Origin of the sequence: Sinorhizobium mexicanum (assembly GCF_013488225.1) — a bacterium.
Classification (GTDB): Bacteria; Pseudomonadota; Alphaproteobacteria; order Rhizobiales; family Rhizobiaceae; genus Sinorhizobium; species Sinorhizobium mexicanum.
Genome location: NZ_CP041241.1, coordinates 648,889 through 664,581, shown reverse-complemented (window position 1 = coordinate 664,581; position 15,693 = coordinate 648,889). Strand labels below are relative to the sequence as shown.

Below are 15,693 nucleotides of genomic sequence, written 5' to 3'. Positions count from 1 at the left end.
ACGGGAGGGTTGCGTGGGCAGATCCGCGAACGAGAAAGAAAACGGCGTCCTCCTCACGCATGGGGCCGACGATCTACCGTCGGTCATCGTCGATGACTACAATATCGAACTGCGAAGCTCCGACGGCTTCCTGGGGGACAAGGCCAACAAATATGCCTTTCAGGAAAAGCTCGATGCCTGGCGCAAGCGAGTACGCAACGGTGGCACCGATCCACTCGGGAAGACGCCAACCCGCGAGCTGTCGAAGAAACAGATCGATGCCCTTCTCGTTGGTGACGACAAGGAGGCAGCCGCCATCGTGATGGGAGCGGTTGACGATTTCGCCGGCGAGCTTGCCGATGTTCTCGACAAATTGCTGCACCAGAAGAGCTGGAAGAAAACTGAACGCGTCGTGGTGGGCGGCGGCTTCAGTGAGCGAATCGTAGGCGAACTCGCAATTGCCCGCGCGATGGTGCTGCTGAAGGCCAAGGGCATCAAGATAGAACTCAGTCCGATCGTCCACGATCCGGATGATGCGGGGCTTATCGGTGCGGCGCACCTCATCCCGCCCTGGATGCTCAAGGGGCACAAGGCGATCCTTGCCATCGATATCGGTGGCACCAATATTCGCGTGGGCGTAGTCGAGATGCGCGAGAAGGAAGGCTCTGACCTTTCAAAGGCCAAGGTCTGGAAGTCGGATATTTGGCGACATGCGGACGACAAGCCCAGTCGGACCACGGCGATTGAACGTCTCATCTCCATGCTCGAAAAGCTTATCGCCAAAGCGGACAAGGCAGATCTTGTCCCGGCCCCCGTGATTGGCGTCGCCTGTCCCGGCGTGATCGACGCCGATGGATCGATCGCGCGCGGCGGTCAGAACCTGCCAGGCGGTAATTGGGAAAGCGAGCACTTCAATCTGCCCGCCGAGATCAAGGAGGCCATTCCGCAAATCGGGGACCACGAGACCTTCGTGATCATGCACAACGACGCCGTCGTCCAGGGCCTTTCGCAGATGTCTTTCATGCAGGACGTCTCCGGTTGGGGAATTCTGACGATTGGCACGGGCTTGGGCAACGCCCACTTCACCAACAAGGGCGAACGCGATGCTGATTGAGCCACCCCTGCAACAAATCGCGCGTTCGACCCGAGGCAGTAGTGTCTCGACTGGCGAGAGCGTACACCGATCATAGGAAGGATGGCACTGATGAACCGAAGTGGGCTCTATCTCATTATCGCTGTTCTTGCCGTCGTTGCGATCGGGCTCGGCATCTACGTCTACCGCGAAGAAAACAGGGCGGGCATCGAGATCCGGATTGGCCAGGATGGTGTCTCGGTGGAAGAGAACTGACGGCGTTTCCAGTGTTTGACGGACCGGCGACAGTCATGGGCGGCGAGCAGCCTCAATTTCAGCGACAAGGAAATCGATCGCCGCGAACACGTCCATCGGCTGCCAGTTTGCCGGATTGCGGTAAGTCGGATAGAGCCCGAGCGTTGCGGCCGTGAGTTGATCGACCGAGGGTCTCGCCGAGGCGCGCCGCGTCAAGGCAGCCTCAGCCGCGCCGCTCGCCCGATCATCCGTCAACCCCCACCCCGCATAGAACGGTACCGCGTAGCAGCGCACGGGTATCTTGCGCAGCAAAGCGTCGAAGCCGACCTGGCTCGAAACAGTCCAGACCTCGTCGACAACGTCGAGAATCGAAGCAACCGACACGTGGTCAGCCAGGAGAACGACGCCAGCCGTCCTCGCAGCCCGCTCCGTCATATAGCCCTTCCGGTAACCGGCCATCACGTCCGGATGTGTACGCACGATGCATTGAGCGCCGCTTGCCAAGGCATCGTCGAGCATCCTGTCGAAGGAGTGTCGGCTCCCGAGCGCACGCTCCACCGAGACGTCACCGAAGACCTGGTCGACAAGCAGAATGCGTCTCCTGGTGCTCTGTTCGATCGACGGTGCTTTGTGCGGCAGGTTGTTGTATTTCGACAGCCTGTGTTCGGTCATCCGCTCGCGGATGCTTTCTCCAAGGCTGTCCCAGCCGCCTCCGGCCGTAGCGGCGATCAGCAGTTCCAAGCGCGACGCTTTTCCCCCGTCGACGGGAAGCGCCCGGTCGTCCACGATGATCGAGACCGGCGCCGCTCCCTCCTTGCCAAGGCCGACCGAGCGCAGGAAGCCATCTTCGAGATGCCAATGCGGCAGTCGCCGCAGGCGGGCAACCGCCATCGCACTTTTCGCCGGAGTGCGTCCGCCCCAGGAGACTATTCCCTCGATCCCGGGCGCGAGTGTGGAGCCGAGCGGCATTCCGCCGAAATAGTGGTCGAGCCATGGAAACGCGCTGCGGACAAAGAACGTCGCGCCGAGCCTGGTCCCCTCCGGCGGATACCAGCTCTTGTCGGTCGCGCCAGACAAGCTGTCCATGGCTTTTAGCACAAGCACCTCATTTCATGGCGCCCCGGCGCCGATTGCGTCCTCATTTTCTGACCAAGAAACAGTTTAGACCTAACAATGCAATGGCCGAGCGAGCGCCAGTTGCGGCGGAAGAAGCATTTTTTCGGCCTTTCCGACCGACTCGATTTTCCGGTTCAAATCAACGGCAGGGCTCGGCACGCCAGCGTTCAGGCTTCTCGCATGTTCGATCTCAGTCCCACGCGTTGAAGTATCAGACCATAGTCCCATGCGTCTCAGACTTAGTGCCGATACCCAGTTTTCAGCGCTGCGGTAGTTTCTGCAAATCATGAAAAGGGTGTGGAGTTTCTGTTTTGACTAAGATCTTTGTCGTGGCGATGTCGCTGGTAATGGTTGGCTTCTGGGGTTCCGTCGGCGTTCTGATTTACTCTCTGCTCACGTGATCCGATTAACGAGTATGTCTTATTTTGTAGCGGAACCGGCCGCGGCCCCCTATAGTTTCCCCTGGTAATGGAGGTTGCCAGAGGAGGATCACATGAGCGACACCACTTTCGGGTTCCTGTTAGCGGCTGAATTGTCAGCGTTATTTTGGGCCGCGGTGCTCATGACGGCCTTCTCGGCCTGGTGATCGCCCTCTCAGTTTCATCACTTCGTCGATGACCTCTGTCGCGACACCCACCCGTTCGTGCACGGAGGTCTCTTGCTCCGACGTTTTGCCGCACTCCACGGCGGCGAGAAACTCGCCGGCGAGACCGGCGTGTTACCTTGGAGACTCGACCGTCCAACTCCAATGATGTTTTCATATCACGAGAACTGTTCTTGGAATGCAGCCAGAGGCTGAGAGACAATGGCTTACGATCGGCATGAGAGGCGTTCGCGCCGCATTCAGATGATCAGGTTTTTCGGTGCGCTGTTGCTGCCGGTCATTTTGCTCGGCTCGGCAATCGCCGCGGCCGAGTGGATGGGAAGCACGCTGTAGAGTTGTCGGCGCGCAGCGCGTTCGCCCGTCGGATTGGCCACCGAAACGCGGCGCATCCATTTGGGTGCCATAGCTCGCACATCGGTGGTAAGCCGTTTTGGCGAATGGCAGCTTTCCCGCTCTGGTGGTAAATTTCCATCCAGCCGTTTGGAAAAGCTGACGGTCAGAGGCCTGCGCCGTCGATCTTGAATCGCTGCAGGCCTCGCCCAACCCTTCCCCGTGGTCACCATTCGACATGAGCGTCATCCCGCCTATCGTGGACGTGGACCGACTTCAGCAAAACCCCATCGTCCGCAGGCGGGGTACGCGCACCCGATGCTATCTCCGTTTCGCCAGCATGGTACGGAACACCATAACCGCGAGACCGACCAGGATTGTCGCGGCGATGAAGAGGAACGCGGCGGCAGCAATCGCCGGGCTGATGTTCTCCCGGATGCTCGAAAACATCTGTCGGGCAAGTGTGCGCTGATTGGGACCTGCGACGAAGAGCGTCAGCACGACTTCATCCAATGAGGTGGCGAAGGCGAGCACCGCCCCCGAAAGCACGCCCGGCATGGCAAGCGGCAGGGTGACATGACGGAAGACCGTGGCAGGCGACGCGCCGAGGCTTTCAGCCGCGAGTTCCACACGTTCGTCAATGCCGGCGAGCGCCCCCGTGACGCTGACCAGCACGAAGGGCACGGCGACGACGGTGTGGGCGATGATCACGCCTGCATAGCTGTTGGTCAGGCCAAACCGGGCGAGCAGCACCTGCATGCCGACCCCGAGCACGACAGCCGGCACGACCATCGGCAGCAGGAAAAGCGTGCGGACTGACCCGCGAAACAACAGCAAGCGGCTTCGCAAGCCCAGCGAGGCGGCCGTGCCGAGCACGGTCGCAAGGAGCGTCGTGCCGCTTCCGACAACCAGGCTGTTGATGATCGCCCGACGCCAGGCGTCCGCCGTGAACAACTCCTCGAACCAGCGCAGCGACCAGGACGGGATCGGATAGGTCAGGATGACGCTCGAGGTGAAAGCGAGCGGCAGGATAGCGATGAGCGGCGCGACGAGAAACAGGATCGCAAGCGACGCGAAGGTGAATTTGGCGAGCTTCATCGGCATGGTCAGCGCCTCCCCGGCTCGTCCGCGGAAAACCGGGCATAGACGCTGTAGAGCAGCAGCGTGGCGACAAGAAGCACGATGCCGAGCGCTCCGGCCATGCCCCAGTTGGCCGAGCCCGTGGCGTAGAAGGCAATGATCGACGAGATCATCTGGTCGCCGGGACCGCCGATCAGGGCCGGCGTGATGTAGTAGCCGATCGCCGAGATGAAGACGAGCAGGCCGCCGGAGGCGACGCCGCGCAGGCTCAGGGGCAAGAGCACGCGGAGAAACGCCCGCCAGGGCGGCGCTCCGAGCGAGGCGGCGGCGGGCATCAGGTTCACCGGAATGGTGATGAGCACCGAGTAGATCGGCAGCACCATGAAGGGCAAGAGCACATGGGTCATGGCGATGACGACTCCGGTGCGGTTGAAGATCAGCGCCAGCGGCGCATCGATCAGGCCGAGGCCTCGCAGCAGATCGTTGATGAGGCCCTGTTCTTGCAGCAGGATGAACCAGGCGGCGGTGCGGACAAGCAGCGAGGTCCACAGTGGCAAAAGCACGGCGCCTAGCATCAGGTCGCGCTTCCACCCGGAAAGTGAAGCGGCGATGATCGCGTAGGGAAAACCGATGCAGGTGCAGGCGAAGGTAACCAGCGCGGCGATCCAGAAGGTGCGAACCAGAATGACTCGGTTGACGGACTGGTCGGCAGGCAGATGTTCGATCTGTCCGCTGGCGTTGCGGCCTAGGTCGACGGCGGCAAGCAGGTTACGGTCAGTGAGCGGCGAGAGCGCGTCGGCGATGGCCTGCCAGAATTCCGGCTTTTCCCAGCGCTTGTCGATGGAGACGAGGTCAGCCGGCGGATTGGCCGTATCCTGCAGCGCGCTCGTCGTCTTCGACATCAGCGTGCGGAAGCCGGAGCGGGCGCTGTTGAGACGGCGCACCATGTCGCCGAGCGCCTGATCGTCGCCGACGGCTTTCAGATCGTCAGTCAAGGCTGTCTGCATCGCGATGCTCGGCGGCGACTTGCGGTCCCAATCGCCAATCACCTCGGCGGTCTTCGGCAGAAGGCGCAGCACGGCAGGATCCGAGATGGCCTGCGACATCATGCTGAACAGCGGCCAGACGAAAAAGCCGATGAGGAAAAGAAGCAGCGGCGCCACCAGAAGCAGCGACCGGCCGGTACGCGACCGAGCACTCATGGCGCGATAACCCGGCAATCGCCAGCGGAAAAGGCCGCAAAAACCTTCGTTCCCGGCGGAAATTCGCGCGAGCGGCGGCCGAGCTTGGCGATGAGCGGATGAGCCGCGGTCTCCAACTGCACGCGCAGGTGGTCGCCCTGATAGACGGAGTCGGTGACTTCCATTTCGAGTACGTTGCGCGCATCACCGCGCGTCTCGCTGAGATCGACCCGTTCCGGACGGATAGAGAGATAGACCGGCTGCCCCGACGCGACGGCGCCAGAAAGAGCGGAAACGATATGGGCACCGGAGGCCAGCCGCACGGTCGCCTCCTGCCCCTGTACCGTCTCGACGACGCCTTCGACCAGATTGGTCTCGCCGATGAACTCCGCGACGAAGCGCGTCGCCGGTTCGTCATAGACTTGCCGTGGAGTGCCTATTTGTTCGATTTTGCCCTTGTTGAAGACTGCGACGCGGTCCGACATGGTCAGCGCTTCCGACTGGTCATGGGTGACGAAGACGATCGTCAGGCCGAGCCGACGGTGCAGATCGCGGATGTCGAGCTGCATCTGTTCGCGTAGTTGCTTGTCGAGCGCGCCCAGCGGTTCGTCCATTAACACCACGCGCGGCTCGAAGACGAGCGCGCGGGCTAACGCCACGCGTTGCTGCTGGCCGCCGGAAAGCTGGGAGGGGCGGCGGTCCGCAAACGCCGAGAGCTGCACCATGTCCAGCGCCCGCTTGACACGCTCGGCGATCTCCGCCTTGCTGATACCGCGCATCTGCAGCGGAAAGGAGATGTTTTCGCCGACCGACATGTGCGGAAACAGCGCATAACTCTGGAACACTACGCCCATATCGCGCTTATGGGTCGGCACGCCGTTGATCGCCGTCCCGTCAAGCAGGATCGCCCCCGAAGTCGGTTGCTCGAACCCCGCGAGCATCATCAAGAGCGTCGTCTTGCCGGACCCGGAAGGCCCGAGCAGGCTGACAAACTCGCCTTTTCCAATGCCGAGGTCGAGATTTTCGACCACGCAAAGCGGGCCGTAGAATTTGGTGATGCGGTCAAATCGAATGAATTCGGCCACGGAAGACTCCATGCTAAAGGCGAGGGATGCGTGATGCGGAACGCACCCGGCCATGCAGGAAGAGCGCCCCCGGGGCGCTCTTCGCCACGGATGTTCTTACTGGGCCAGCCAGGCGTTGAAGCGCTGCGTCAGCGTTTCTGCGTTGTCGATCCAGAAATCGACATTGAGTGGAATCGAGTCCGTCATGTTCGCCGGATCGGTCGGCAGGTCCTTGGCGAATTCCGCGGGAACCTTGGCCGCCGCTTCCTTGTTCGGCAGACCATAAGCGACGAATTCCGGCAGCTTGGCCTGGTTCTCGGGTAGGCTGGCGAAGGCGATGAAGTCCTGCGCGACATCCTTGTTTTCCGCGTCCTTGAGCACGACCCAGCTGTCGACGGCGTAGATGCTGCCCGGGAATACGACCTTGAAGTTCTTGCCTTCGGAGCGGTTGATGCCGGTGATGCGGCCGTTGTAGGCCGAGGTCATCGCCACTTCCCCAGAGGCGAGGAACTGCAGCGGCTGCGCGCCAGATTCCCACCAGACGATGTTCGGCTTCAGTTCGTCAAGCTTCTTGAAGGCGCGCGCCACGCCCTCTTCCGTGGAGAGCACGTCATAGAGTTCGTCCTTGGAGACGCCGTCGGCCAGAAGCGCGAATTCGAGCGTGTACTTCGGACCCTTGCGCAAGGAGCGCTTGCCTGGGAACTTCTCGACGTTCCAGAAGTCGGCCCAGGAGGCCGGGCCTTCCTTCAGCTTGTCGCCGTCATAGGCGATCGCAGTCGACCAGACGATGGCGCCGACGCCGCAGTCATTGACGGCGGAATCAAGGAACTTGTCCTTGCCTCCCATCTTGTCCCAGTCGATCTTTTCGTAGAGGCCGTCGGCACAGCCGAGCGCCAGCTCTTCCGCTTCGACCTGCACGGCGTCCCAGTTCGGCGCACCGGCCTTGACCTTCGACTGGATGACGCCGATGCCGCCGTCCCAGGCTTCGTCGAGCACCGGCTTGCCGGCCTTCTCGGAGAAGGGCTTGAAATAGATGTTGCGCTGCGCGTCCTGATAGTTGCCGCCCCAGGAGACGATCGTCAGGTCACGCGCGAACGCCGGCGCGGTAAGGCTTGCGGACAAGACGACGGCGGCTGCCGCCAGAATTCCGGATTTCAGGATTGTCTTCATTGCATTCCCCTTTTCATTGTTTGCAAGGATCGGCTTGAACCGATCCCCGATGACGATCTGATACGGACCTTGAACCTTCGCCCTCGCCTTCGGCGCACGTGGCGATCGCTTTTGGTTTCTCCGGTCGTACGCCGTTTCCCCTGGGCGTCGGCCGAATGATGCTTTGCGATGACTGGCCGTCAACGGGATTCTTCCCGTGATTGACAGCTGTCAAACGTGTTGCCCTCCATTGATGTGGATTTCCGCGCCGTTGATGTAGGACGACGGATCCGTGCAGAGGAAGTAGATGGTTTCCGCGACTTCGCGCGGTTCGCCCAGCCTTTCCATCGGCACTTCCGCTGCCACTAGCTTGTCCGTTCCCGGCGAAAGGATCGAGGTATGGATTTCCCCGGGCGCAATCGCATTCGCTCGGACGCCGCGGCGTCCGAATTCATACGCCATTTCACGTGTCAGCGCGGCAAGGGCCGCCTTGGAGGCGGCATAGGCGACGCCCGCGAACGGATGGACGCGCGATCCGGCAATCGAGGTGACGTTAACGATCGATCCCTTCGCCGCTTCCAGTTCCGGCATGAGCGCACGCGCAATCAGCGCTGTGGAGACGAGATTGACGTTGAGCACCTGCGTCCAGACGTCGGCATCCGTATCGAGCACGCCGAGACGGCCCCTGCCCGGCCCCTTCGGCGAGATGCCGGCATTGTTGACCAGCGCATGCAGTCTGCCGTTTGGAAGGCGCTCACGCACGGTCGCGGCAAGGCGATCGATCTGCGTCAGGTCCGCAAGATCGGCCTGGATGTGGCTTTCGCGGGCAGACGGCCAGGCGCATTCCTCGGAAAATGGCTGGCGTGAAACGGTGAGAATACGCCAGCCCTTCGACTGGAAGAGCTTGACTGTCGCATGGCCGATGCCGCGGCTTGCCCCCGTCAGCAACATGTAGCGGCGTTCTTCGGTCATGCGAGCGTTTCCCCGTTGCTGCTTGATACATCGTAATGAGCGAGTGGTGAAATGCAAGCCTCCTTCGCGCGGATTACGCCCGTCGCACCTCGCGCTTCTCGCCGCGAAGGATCCTCTCGAGGACGGGCTTGCCGCCGAGCAGGATGTCGTCGACGATCGCCATGGAGGCGGCAGCGGAATCGTGCCGCTTCAAGGCCTCGATGACGGGATAGTGGTAATCGATCATTGCCCGCCCGCCGGGCAGGTAGGCATCGGAGATGGACGGTCCCATCTGCAGCCAGAGCCGCCGCAAAATGCCATTGAGGACCGGCATTCCGGCAATCTGCGGCAGCATGAAATGGAAGGCCTGGTTCAGTTCCGTCCCCTTCATGCGGTCGCCTGCTGCAATCGCCTGCTCGTTTTCACGCACAATTCGCTCGAGAATCTCGATCTCGGCGCTCGTCGCTACCTGCGCGGCCGTTTCGGCCGCCAGCCCCTCCAGCTTAACGCGAATGGAGCGAATCTCGCGATAGCGGCTCTCGCTCATGAGCGGGATACGGATGTCGCGCGGCGAGCGAAAAACGATCGCCTCGTCATTGACGAGACGCAGGATCGCATCCCGGATTGGCGTGACACTGGTGCCGAACTGTTCCGCGAGATCGCGGATCTTCAGCCGGTCTCCAGGCTGGAACCGCCCTTGCATCAGCGCATCGCACAGAGCGCCATAGACGGCGCTGTTGAGGTTTTCATGTTCCAGTGTCGTAAATTCAGGCATGGACGGATCCAGGAAATCCAGTAATAAGATACTTGATGCATCTTTTTTGACGTGTTTCAAGTTCGCACCGCCTTCGGCACGCCTGTTCCGCCGAGCGAGGCATTCTTCGGGCCATCCCTGCTTCCACCCGTAACTAGCCCTGGCGAAACGGAAACAGTCGATCGGACGCAGCAAGCAGAGCGCAACGGAGCAAGAATGAAGCAGCAATCGTCGCCCCCGAAAACGGACGCCATGTCGGCCACCTGGGTCGCGACGTCACTCGCCGTCGCCGAGTCTACGGTTGCCGAGATTTACGGCCTGACGGGAACGGCGAAGCAGCTTTCCAGCGAGCGCGACGAAACCTTCCTCTTCACCGGCGAGAACGGGACTGGATACGTCCTCAAGATCGCAAATGCGGCCGAAGATCCGGCGGCGCTCGAATTCCAGAACGGCGCGCTCTTGCATCTGGAGATCGCCGCGCCCGAGGTGCCCGTGCCACGGCTGGTGCGCACCAAGGACGGCGGGCAAAGCCACACGCTCGCAACCGTCGACGGCCCGCGCATCATGCGCCTTTTGAGCTACCTGCCCGGGGAATTGCAGTATCGAACGCTGCCCACAGAGGCACAGAGCCGTAATGTCGGCCGGGCGCTGGCGGAACTCGGGCTGGGGCTCAAGGATTACCGTGGCCACCCGCCGGACGGCAAGCTGATGTGGGACATCTCCCACACGCTGGACCTCGCCGCCGTGGTCGACTACGTCGCGCCCGAGCGCCGCGCGCGGGCCGAAGCGGTTCTGGCGGAATGCGACCGCGCTCTCCCGGCGATCACGGCGCTCACGCGGCGGCAGATCATCCACAACGATTTCAACCCGCACAATATTCTGCTCGATCGGGCGGAACCGACCAAGGTCGTCGGGATCATCGATTTTGGCGACATGGTGCATGCGCCATTGATCAACGACCTCGCCGTCGGCCTCTCCTATCATCTTGCGACGGACAACTGGACGGCGCGCGCGGGCGCCTTCCTCGAAGGGTTTCTTTCCGCACGCAGCCTGGAGCGCGCCGAAATCGAGCTTCTGCCGCTTCTCGCCCGCTGCCGCCTGGCGATGTCCGTCATCATCGCCGAATGGCGGTCCGCGTGCTTCCCGGAGAACCGGGACTACATCATGCGCAACCACACCACCGCTTGGCGGGGTCTCTGCAATATATCCGATCTGACACCGGCCGGGCTGAAACGGCTCGCGCCCAAACTTTCCGAGGACTGAATCGTGTCGATGGTGAATGCTTTCTCGCGCGAAGATTTCGAACGGCTGGACGAGACTGAAAAGGCGCTGATCGCCCGGCGGGAGAAGGTGCTCGGCCCCGCCTACCGTCTGTTCTATGAAAAGCCGCTGCATATCGTGCGCGGCGAAGGCGTCTTTCTTTATGACGCGGCCGGCGAACGGTACCTTGATGCCTACAACAACGTCGCCTCGCTCGGCCATTGCCATCCGCGCGTAGTCGAGGCGATAACCAGGCAGACGGCGCTACTCAACACGCACACGCGCTACCTGCACGAAGGCATCGTCGACTATGCGGAGACGCTGACGGCCACCTTTCCCAAGGCGCTTAGCCAGGTCATGCTTACGTGCACGGGAAGCGAGGCGAACGACCTCGCCGTGCGCATCGCCCGTTACGTCACCGGGGGTACCGGCATCATCGCGACGGAGCTCGCCTATCACGGACTGACGGGCGCGGTAGCCGAGTTCTCGCCCTCACTGGGTGAATCCGTGACACTGGGCCCGCATGTCCGCACAGTACCGGCGCCCGACAGCTACCGGCACTCCCCCGAGGAGATGATGGAAAAATTCGGCCGCGACGTGCGCGCGGCCATCACCGATCTCAAGCGTCACGGGATCAAGCCCGCCATGCTAATCACCGACACGATCTTCTCCAGCGACGGCATTTTCGATGGACCCAAGGGCTTCCTGAAGCCTGCGGTCGATGCGATACACGAAGCGGGCGGCCTGTTTGTTGCAGACGAGGTCCAGCCTGGTTTCGGACGGACCGGCGAAGCCATGTGGGGCTTCGAGCGCCATGGCGTTTTGCCCGACATGGTGACGATCGGCAAGCCGATGGGTAACGGCTACCCAATGGCTGGAATTGTCCTCCGTCCGGAAGTGATTGCCGAATTCGGCACGCGTGCGCGCTATTTCAACACGTTCGGCGGAAATCCGGTTGCGGCCGCGGCTGGAAAGGCCGTGCTCGATACGATTCGCATTGAAGGCCTGCAGCAGAATGCGCTGGAGGTCGGTCGCTACCTGATGAACGGACTTAAGAACCTTTCGGGCACCTATCCGGCAGTCGGCGACGTTCGCGGCTCTGGCCTGTTCATTGGCGTTGAAATCGTGGGCGACCCGGTGGCAAAGCAGCCGGATGCGGCGCTGACGACGCGCATCGTCAATGGGCTGCGAGAGCGCCGCATCCTCATCAGCGCCTCCGGCCCCAACGCCAATGTACTAAAGATCCGCCCACCCCTTGTGTTCTCCCGAGAGAATGCGGACGCGCTGGTGGATGCGCTGGGAGATGTGATGAGAGCGCTTCAGGGGGCCTGAGATGGTCAAACCATCATCACCTACACCGATCGCTTTCCGTGCAGGTCATCGGTAACAAGAGGGGTGATTTATGAAGATTCTACACCCGTGATTCCAATCCGCGCCACCGATATACCCGGCCAGCAGAAGCGGACGTTACCGGAGGTGACCGATCGCCTCAGAGAGAAGCCTTTATCCCAGGCCACAATCGGAAGATCGAGTGCTCGGACACACAGTTTGTGCGGACCAACACTGTGAAGGATGAAGCCCAAACTCTGGTTAAGGGGCATCCATAATGCGTGCGGCAGTGATCGTGTGAGCGGCCCCCTACTCCTTCACCGCGCCCGTCATGGACGAAACGTAGTAATCGACAAAGAAGGAGTAGAGGATGACGACCGGCAGTGAGCCGAAAAGCGCACCCGCCATCAGTGCACCCCATTCGAAGACGTCGCCACGCACGAGCTCGGTCAACACGCCAACGGGGACGGTCTTGTTCTCCGACGACTGGATGAATGTCAGCGCATAGATGAATTCGTTCCAGGAAAGCGTAAAGGCGAAGATGCCCGCCGAGATCAGCCCGGGCACGGCAAGCGGCAAGATGATCTTGACGAGGATTTGCCAGCGCGTCGCGCCGTCGACCAGCGCGCTCTCTTCCAGCTCGAACGGAATCGAGCGGAAATAGCCCATCAGCAGCCAAGTGCAGAAGGGGATGAGGAAGGTCGGATAGGTGAATACCAGCGCCAGCCTGGAATCATAGATCCCGAACTTGAAGACGATGAAGGCGAGCGGGATGAACAGGATCGACGGTGGCACCAGATAGGCGAGGAAGATCATCAGTCCGACCGGCCGCGAGCCGGTGAAGCGCACGCGCTCGATCGCGTAAGCCGCGAACACCGAGGCCGCGAGCGACAGGACCGTGGCGCCGACGGCGACGAGCATCGTGTTCCACAGCCAGCCCGGATAGGACGTCTCGAAAAACAGATACTTGATGTGGTCGAGCGTCGGTCCGACGACCCAGAACGGGCTGTAATTGGTGTAGTCCGTCAGCTGCGCATTCGGCTTCACCGCGGTGATTGCCATCCAGTAGAACGGAAACAGCAGCACGAAGACGAAGACTGCCAACGGCAGGTAGAGCAAGGCGATCCGGCGCGGCAGCCGGTTAAGATAGCTCATGCCCTCCGCATGGTCGGTGAGGACATCGTCCGGGATTTTCGCGGTTGTGTTCAAGGCAAATCTCCTAATCCTGGCCGCCCTGCTGCCATTTGCGGCGCTGCAGTCCGAAGAAGCTGAACATGATCGCGGCAAGCAGGAAGGGGATCATGGCAACGGCGATCGCCGCCCCTTCGCCAAGCTGGCCGCCCGGGATGCCGCGCTGGAAGGAAAGCGTCGCCATCAGATGGGTGGCGTTCACCGGTCCGCCCTTGGTCAGCACGTAGATCAGCTGAAAATCGGTGAACGTGAAGAGCACCGAGAAGGTCATCACGACCGCAATGATCGGCGTCAGCATCGGCAGGGTCACATAGCGGAAGCGCTGCCAGTTGGTCGCGCCGTCGAGCGAGGCCGCCTCCTGCAGCGAAGCGGGGATCGTCTGCAGGCCGGCGAGCAGCGAGATGGCGACGAAGGGAATGCCGCGCCAGACATTGGCGACGATCACCGAAATCCGCGCATTGGTCGGATCGCCGAGGAAGTTGATTGGTCCGTCGATGAGCCCGAGTTCCATCAGCGACCAGGAGATGATCGAGAACTGCGAATCGTAGATCCACCAGAAGGCAAGTGCCGAAAGCACGGTCGGCACGACCCAGGGCAGCAGCACGATCGCCCGGAAGAAAGACTTGAACGGCAGGTTTTCGTTGAGCAGCAGGGCAAGCCACAGACCGAGGATGAACTTCAGGACCGATGCGACCGAGGTGTAGAGCAGCGTGTTGAAGACCGAGAGCCAGAAGACCGCGTCCTCGGCAAGGAAGATATAGTTCTCAAGACCGATGAAGACGCCGTCGCGGCCGATCCGCGTGTCGGTGAATCCGAGCCAGACACCGAGCCCGAGCGGATAGGTGAGGAAGCAGACGAGGAACACCGCGGCCGGCAGCATGAACAGGAAGCCGAGCACATTGTTGTTCTGCATGAGCGAAGCCATGAAGGATGGCGGCCTTCCGGACGGTACAGTGGGCATCGAACTTCTCCGCGGATGATCTCGCAGTTTACGCCGGCAAGAGTCGCCGGCGTCGTTCCGGCTTCGGGCGGCTCGCTCAAGAGCCGCCCGAAACTGGCTAGACGCGATAGTAACGGTTTGCCCGCCGTTCGGCCTCGGTGACGGCGTCTTCCGGCGTCATCTGCCCCGTCACGGCAGTGGCAAACATGTCGACCAGCACGTAGTCCGCCATGACGCCTGCCGAAGCATAGCCGAGCGGTCCGGCATAACCGTTCGGACGCAACGTTTCCGACGCGCGCGCATAGGGCGCGTGGATCGGATCGGAAGTCCAAACCGGGTTGTTGGCGAAGGCCTTCAGCGGCTGGCAGCAATAGGCACTCGACCCCTCGATCCAGGCGTTCATCTGGTCGCCTTCCATCATGAACTTGATGTAGGCCTTGGCCGCTTCCGGATACTTGGTGTGGTTGAAAAGCAGCAGCGAACTCGTCTGATGCAACTCGACGCTCTGGCCGACTGGACCGATCGGGAAGTTGGTGGTGCGGATGTCGGCTGCCAGTTCAGCAAGCGCCGGATCCTTCTTGGCCGCGTAATAGAGCGAAACGCCGTTGGCCGTCAGAGACACCTGGCCCGCCAGGAAGGCGCGGTTGTTGTTGATGTCGAGCCAGCTTTCCGTACCCGGAATGAAAGTCTCGTAAAGTGCCTTGGCATAGTTGATTGCGGCCAGCGTCTCGGGGCTGTTGATGGTGACCTTGCCGCTCTCGTCGACCATCTTGCCGCCGTGGCTCCAGAGCAGCCAGTGGGCATAGTTGTTGCCGTCGCCGACAGCCTTGCCGTGCGGGAAGCCGGCCGGCGTCCCCTTGGCCTTCATGGCCTTGCAGAGTTCGAGGAAGCCTGCCGTGTCCTTCGGGAATTCGCTGAAGCCTGCGGCCTTCATATGGCTGTCGCGATAGCAGATGGCGTTGCCGATCGCCGTCAGCGGCATGGCGATGAACTGGTCGCCGTGGCTCGCATAGCCCTTCACGCCGTCATACCAGCCGCCATATTTGCCGCCGAGATAGTTCGCCAGCTCCGTCAGGTCGACGAGCTTGTCGGGATATTGATGTGCATCGTCGAACCAGCACATCACCATGTCGGGACCCGAACCGACATTCGCCGCAACCGCGGCCTTCGGCCGGATATCTTCCCAGCTTTCCTTGTCGATACGAACCTGAACACCGGTTGCCTCGGTGAACTTCGCGGTATTGGCAAGCCAGGCGTCCTCGTCGCCCTTGACGAAAGGCGTCCAGCGCAGAAGTCGCAGGCTTGCGCCCTCCTCCGGCTTGTAGCTCGGCTCGGCGGCCTGCGCGAAGGTCGGGCGGATGCCGAGCGGCGAAAGGCCCGCCATGCCGGCAAGGGCAGCCGAGGCTGCGAGGAAGTCACGTCTCTTTATTGGCATAAT

At 61.6% G+C, this 15,693-nt stretch carries 15 protein-coding genes; 4 read left to right on the top strand and 11 right to left on the bottom strand.

The window, feature by feature from the left end; genetic code table 11:
* Positions 1-13: 13 nt before the first annotated feature.
* Together FKV68_RS27340 and FKV68_RS27335 are read left to right on the top strand one after the other, a co-directional pair.
* Positions 14-1,093: an ROK family protein gene (locus FKV68_RS27340; RefSeq protein ID WP_180943648.1), complete on the top strand. Its 1,080-nt coding sequence runs from the start codon at positions 14-16 to the stop codon at positions 1,091-1,093.
* A 90-nt stretch (positions 1,094-1,183) separates the two neighbouring features.
* A complete protein-coding gene (locus FKV68_RS27335; protein WP_180943647.1) occupies positions 1,184-1,327 on the top strand; it encodes a hypothetical protein in 144 nt (47 codons plus the stop codon).
* Between the two features lie 33 nt (positions 1,328-1,360).
* Here FKV68_RS27335 and FKV68_RS27330 read toward each other — a convergent pair whose 3' ends face one another.
* The 8 genes from FKV68_RS27330 to FKV68_RS27295 form a co-directional block, all read right to left on the bottom strand.
* Positions 1,361-2,392 carry a capsular polysaccharide export protein, LipB/KpsS family gene (locus tag FKV68_RS27330; RefSeq protein ID WP_180943646.1) on the bottom strand — a complete coding sequence of 344 codons (1,032 nt, stop codon included), beginning with the start codon at positions 2,390-2,392 and terminating at the stop codon, positions 1,361-1,363.
* An 873-nt stretch (positions 2,393-3,265) separates the two neighbouring features.
* Positions 3,266-3,589: a hypothetical protein gene (locus FKV68_RS27325; protein WP_180943645.1), complete on the bottom strand. Its 324-nt coding sequence runs from the start codon at positions 3,587-3,589 to the stop codon at positions 3,266-3,268.
* Positions 3,590-3,677: 88 nt separating this feature from the next.
* Positions 3,678-4,460, bottom strand: a complete 783-nt coding sequence (locus tag FKV68_RS27320) for an ABC transporter permease (protein ID WP_180943644.1) — start codon at positions 4,458-4,460, stop codon at positions 3,678-3,680.
* A 2-nt stretch (positions 4,461-4,462) separates the two neighbouring features.
* Entirely contained in the window at positions 4,463-5,638 is a 1,176-nt protein-coding gene (locus FKV68_RS27315; protein WP_180943643.1) for an ABC transporter permease, read from the bottom strand.
* The gene (locus tag FKV68_RS27310) at positions 5,635-6,714 is read right to left on the bottom strand and encodes an ABC transporter ATP-binding protein (RefSeq protein ID WP_245181734.1); all 1,080 of its coding nucleotides are present in this window, start codon (positions 6,712-6,714) and stop codon (positions 5,635-5,637) included. Before FKV68_RS27310 ends, FKV68_RS27315 begins: the two co-directional genes overlap by 4 nt.
* An 84-nt stretch (positions 6,715-6,798) precedes the next feature.
* On the bottom strand, positions 6,799-7,851 hold the full coding sequence (locus tag FKV68_RS27305) for an ABC transporter substrate-binding protein (RefSeq protein WP_180943641.1): 1,053 nt from the start codon (positions 7,849-7,851) through the stop codon (positions 6,799-6,801).
* A 210-nt stretch (positions 7,852-8,061) separates the two neighbouring features.
* Positions 8,062-8,802, bottom strand: a complete 741-nt coding sequence (locus FKV68_RS27300) for an SDR family NAD(P)-dependent oxidoreductase (protein ID WP_180943640.1) — start codon at positions 8,800-8,802, stop codon at positions 8,062-8,064.
* Positions 8,803-8,875: 73 nt separating this feature from the next.
* Entirely contained in the window at positions 8,876-9,556 is a 681-nt protein-coding gene (locus tag FKV68_RS27295) for a GntR family transcriptional regulator (RefSeq protein WP_180943639.1), read from the bottom strand.
* Positions 9,557-9,751: 195 nt separating this feature from the next.
* Here FKV68_RS27295 and FKV68_RS27290 point away from each other — a divergent pair, with 195 nt between their 5' ends.
* Positions 9,752-10,798, top strand: a complete 1,047-nt coding sequence (locus tag FKV68_RS27290; protein ID WP_180943638.1) for a phosphotransferase — start codon at positions 9,752-9,754, stop codon at positions 10,796-10,798.
* Positions 10,799-10,801: 3 nt separating this feature from the next.
* A complete protein-coding gene (locus FKV68_RS27285) occupies positions 10,802-12,127 on the top strand; it encodes an aspartate aminotransferase family protein (protein WP_180943637.1) in 1,326 nt (441 codons plus the stop codon).
* Between the two features lie 306 nt (positions 12,128-12,433).
* Here the strand turns inward: FKV68_RS27285 and FKV68_RS27280 are convergent, their stop codons facing one another.
* From FKV68_RS27280 to FKV68_RS27270, 3 genes are all read right to left on the bottom strand, one after another.
* A complete protein-coding gene (locus FKV68_RS27280; RefSeq protein WP_425347623.1) occupies positions 12,434-13,279 on the bottom strand; it encodes a carbohydrate ABC transporter permease in 846 nt (281 codons plus the stop codon).
* A 64-nt stretch (positions 13,280-13,343) separates the two neighbouring features.
* Positions 13,344-14,276, bottom strand: a complete 933-nt coding sequence (locus FKV68_RS27275) for a carbohydrate ABC transporter permease (protein WP_180943635.1) — start codon at positions 14,274-14,276, stop codon at positions 13,344-13,346.
* Positions 14,277-14,373: 97 nt separating this feature from the next.
* On the bottom strand, positions 14,374-15,690 hold the full coding sequence (locus FKV68_RS27270; protein WP_180943634.1) for an ABC transporter substrate-binding protein: 1,317 nt from the start codon (positions 15,688-15,690) through the stop codon (positions 14,374-14,376).
* Positions 15,691-15,693 lie beyond the last annotated feature (3 nt).

Bases quoted from the DNA above. Each gene is read 5' to 3' on its own strand.
- FKV68_RS27325 (WP_180943645.1), bottom strand. From the start codon at position 3,589: ATGGTGACCACGGGGAAGGGTTGGGCGAGGCCTGCAGCGATTCAAGAT.
- FKV68_RS27330 (WP_180943646.1), bottom strand. From the start codon at position 2,392: ATGGACAGCTTGTCTGGCGCGACCGACAAGAGCTGGTATCCGCCGGAG.
- FKV68_RS27290 (WP_180943638.1), top strand. From the start codon at position 9,752: ATGAAGCAGCAATCGTCGCCCCCGAAAACGGACGCCATGTCGGCCACC.
- FKV68_RS27295 (WP_180943639.1), bottom strand. From the start codon at position 9,556: ATGCCTGAATTTACGACACTGGAACATGAAAACCTCAACAGCGCCGTC.
- FKV68_RS27320 (WP_180943644.1), bottom strand. From the start codon at position 4,460: ATGCCGATGAAGCTCGCCAAATTCACCTTCGCGTCGCTTGCGATCCTG.
- FKV68_RS27315 (WP_180943643.1), bottom strand. From the start codon at position 5,638: ATGAGTGCTCGGTCGCGTACCGGCCGGTCGCTGCTTCTGGTGGCGCCG.
- FKV68_RS27310 (WP_245181734.1), bottom strand. From the start codon at position 6,714: ATGGAGTCTTCCGTGGCCGAATTCATTCGATTTGACCGCATCACCAAA.
- FKV68_RS27305 (WP_180943641.1), bottom strand. From the start codon at position 7,851: ATGAAGACAATCCTGAAATCCGGAATTCTGGCGGCAGCCGCCGTCGTC.
- FKV68_RS27300 (WP_180943640.1), bottom strand. From the start codon at position 8,802: ATGACCGAAGAACGCCGCTACATGTTGCTGACGGGGGCAAGCCGCGGC.
- FKV68_RS27335 (WP_180943647.1), top strand. From the start codon at position 1,184: ATGAACCGAAGTGGGCTCTATCTCATTATCGCTGTTCTTGCCGTCGTT.
- FKV68_RS27275 (WP_180943635.1), bottom strand. From the start codon at position 14,276: ATGCCCACTGTACCGTCCGGAAGGCCGCCATCCTTCATGGCTTCGCTC.
- FKV68_RS27270 (WP_180943634.1), bottom strand. From the start codon at position 15,690: ATGCCAATAAAGAGACGTGACTTCCTCGCAGCCTCGGCTGCCCTTGCC.
- FKV68_RS27280 (WP_425347623.1), bottom strand. From the start codon at position 13,279: ATGAGCTATCTTAACCGGCTGCCGCGCCGGATCGCCTTGCTCTACCTG.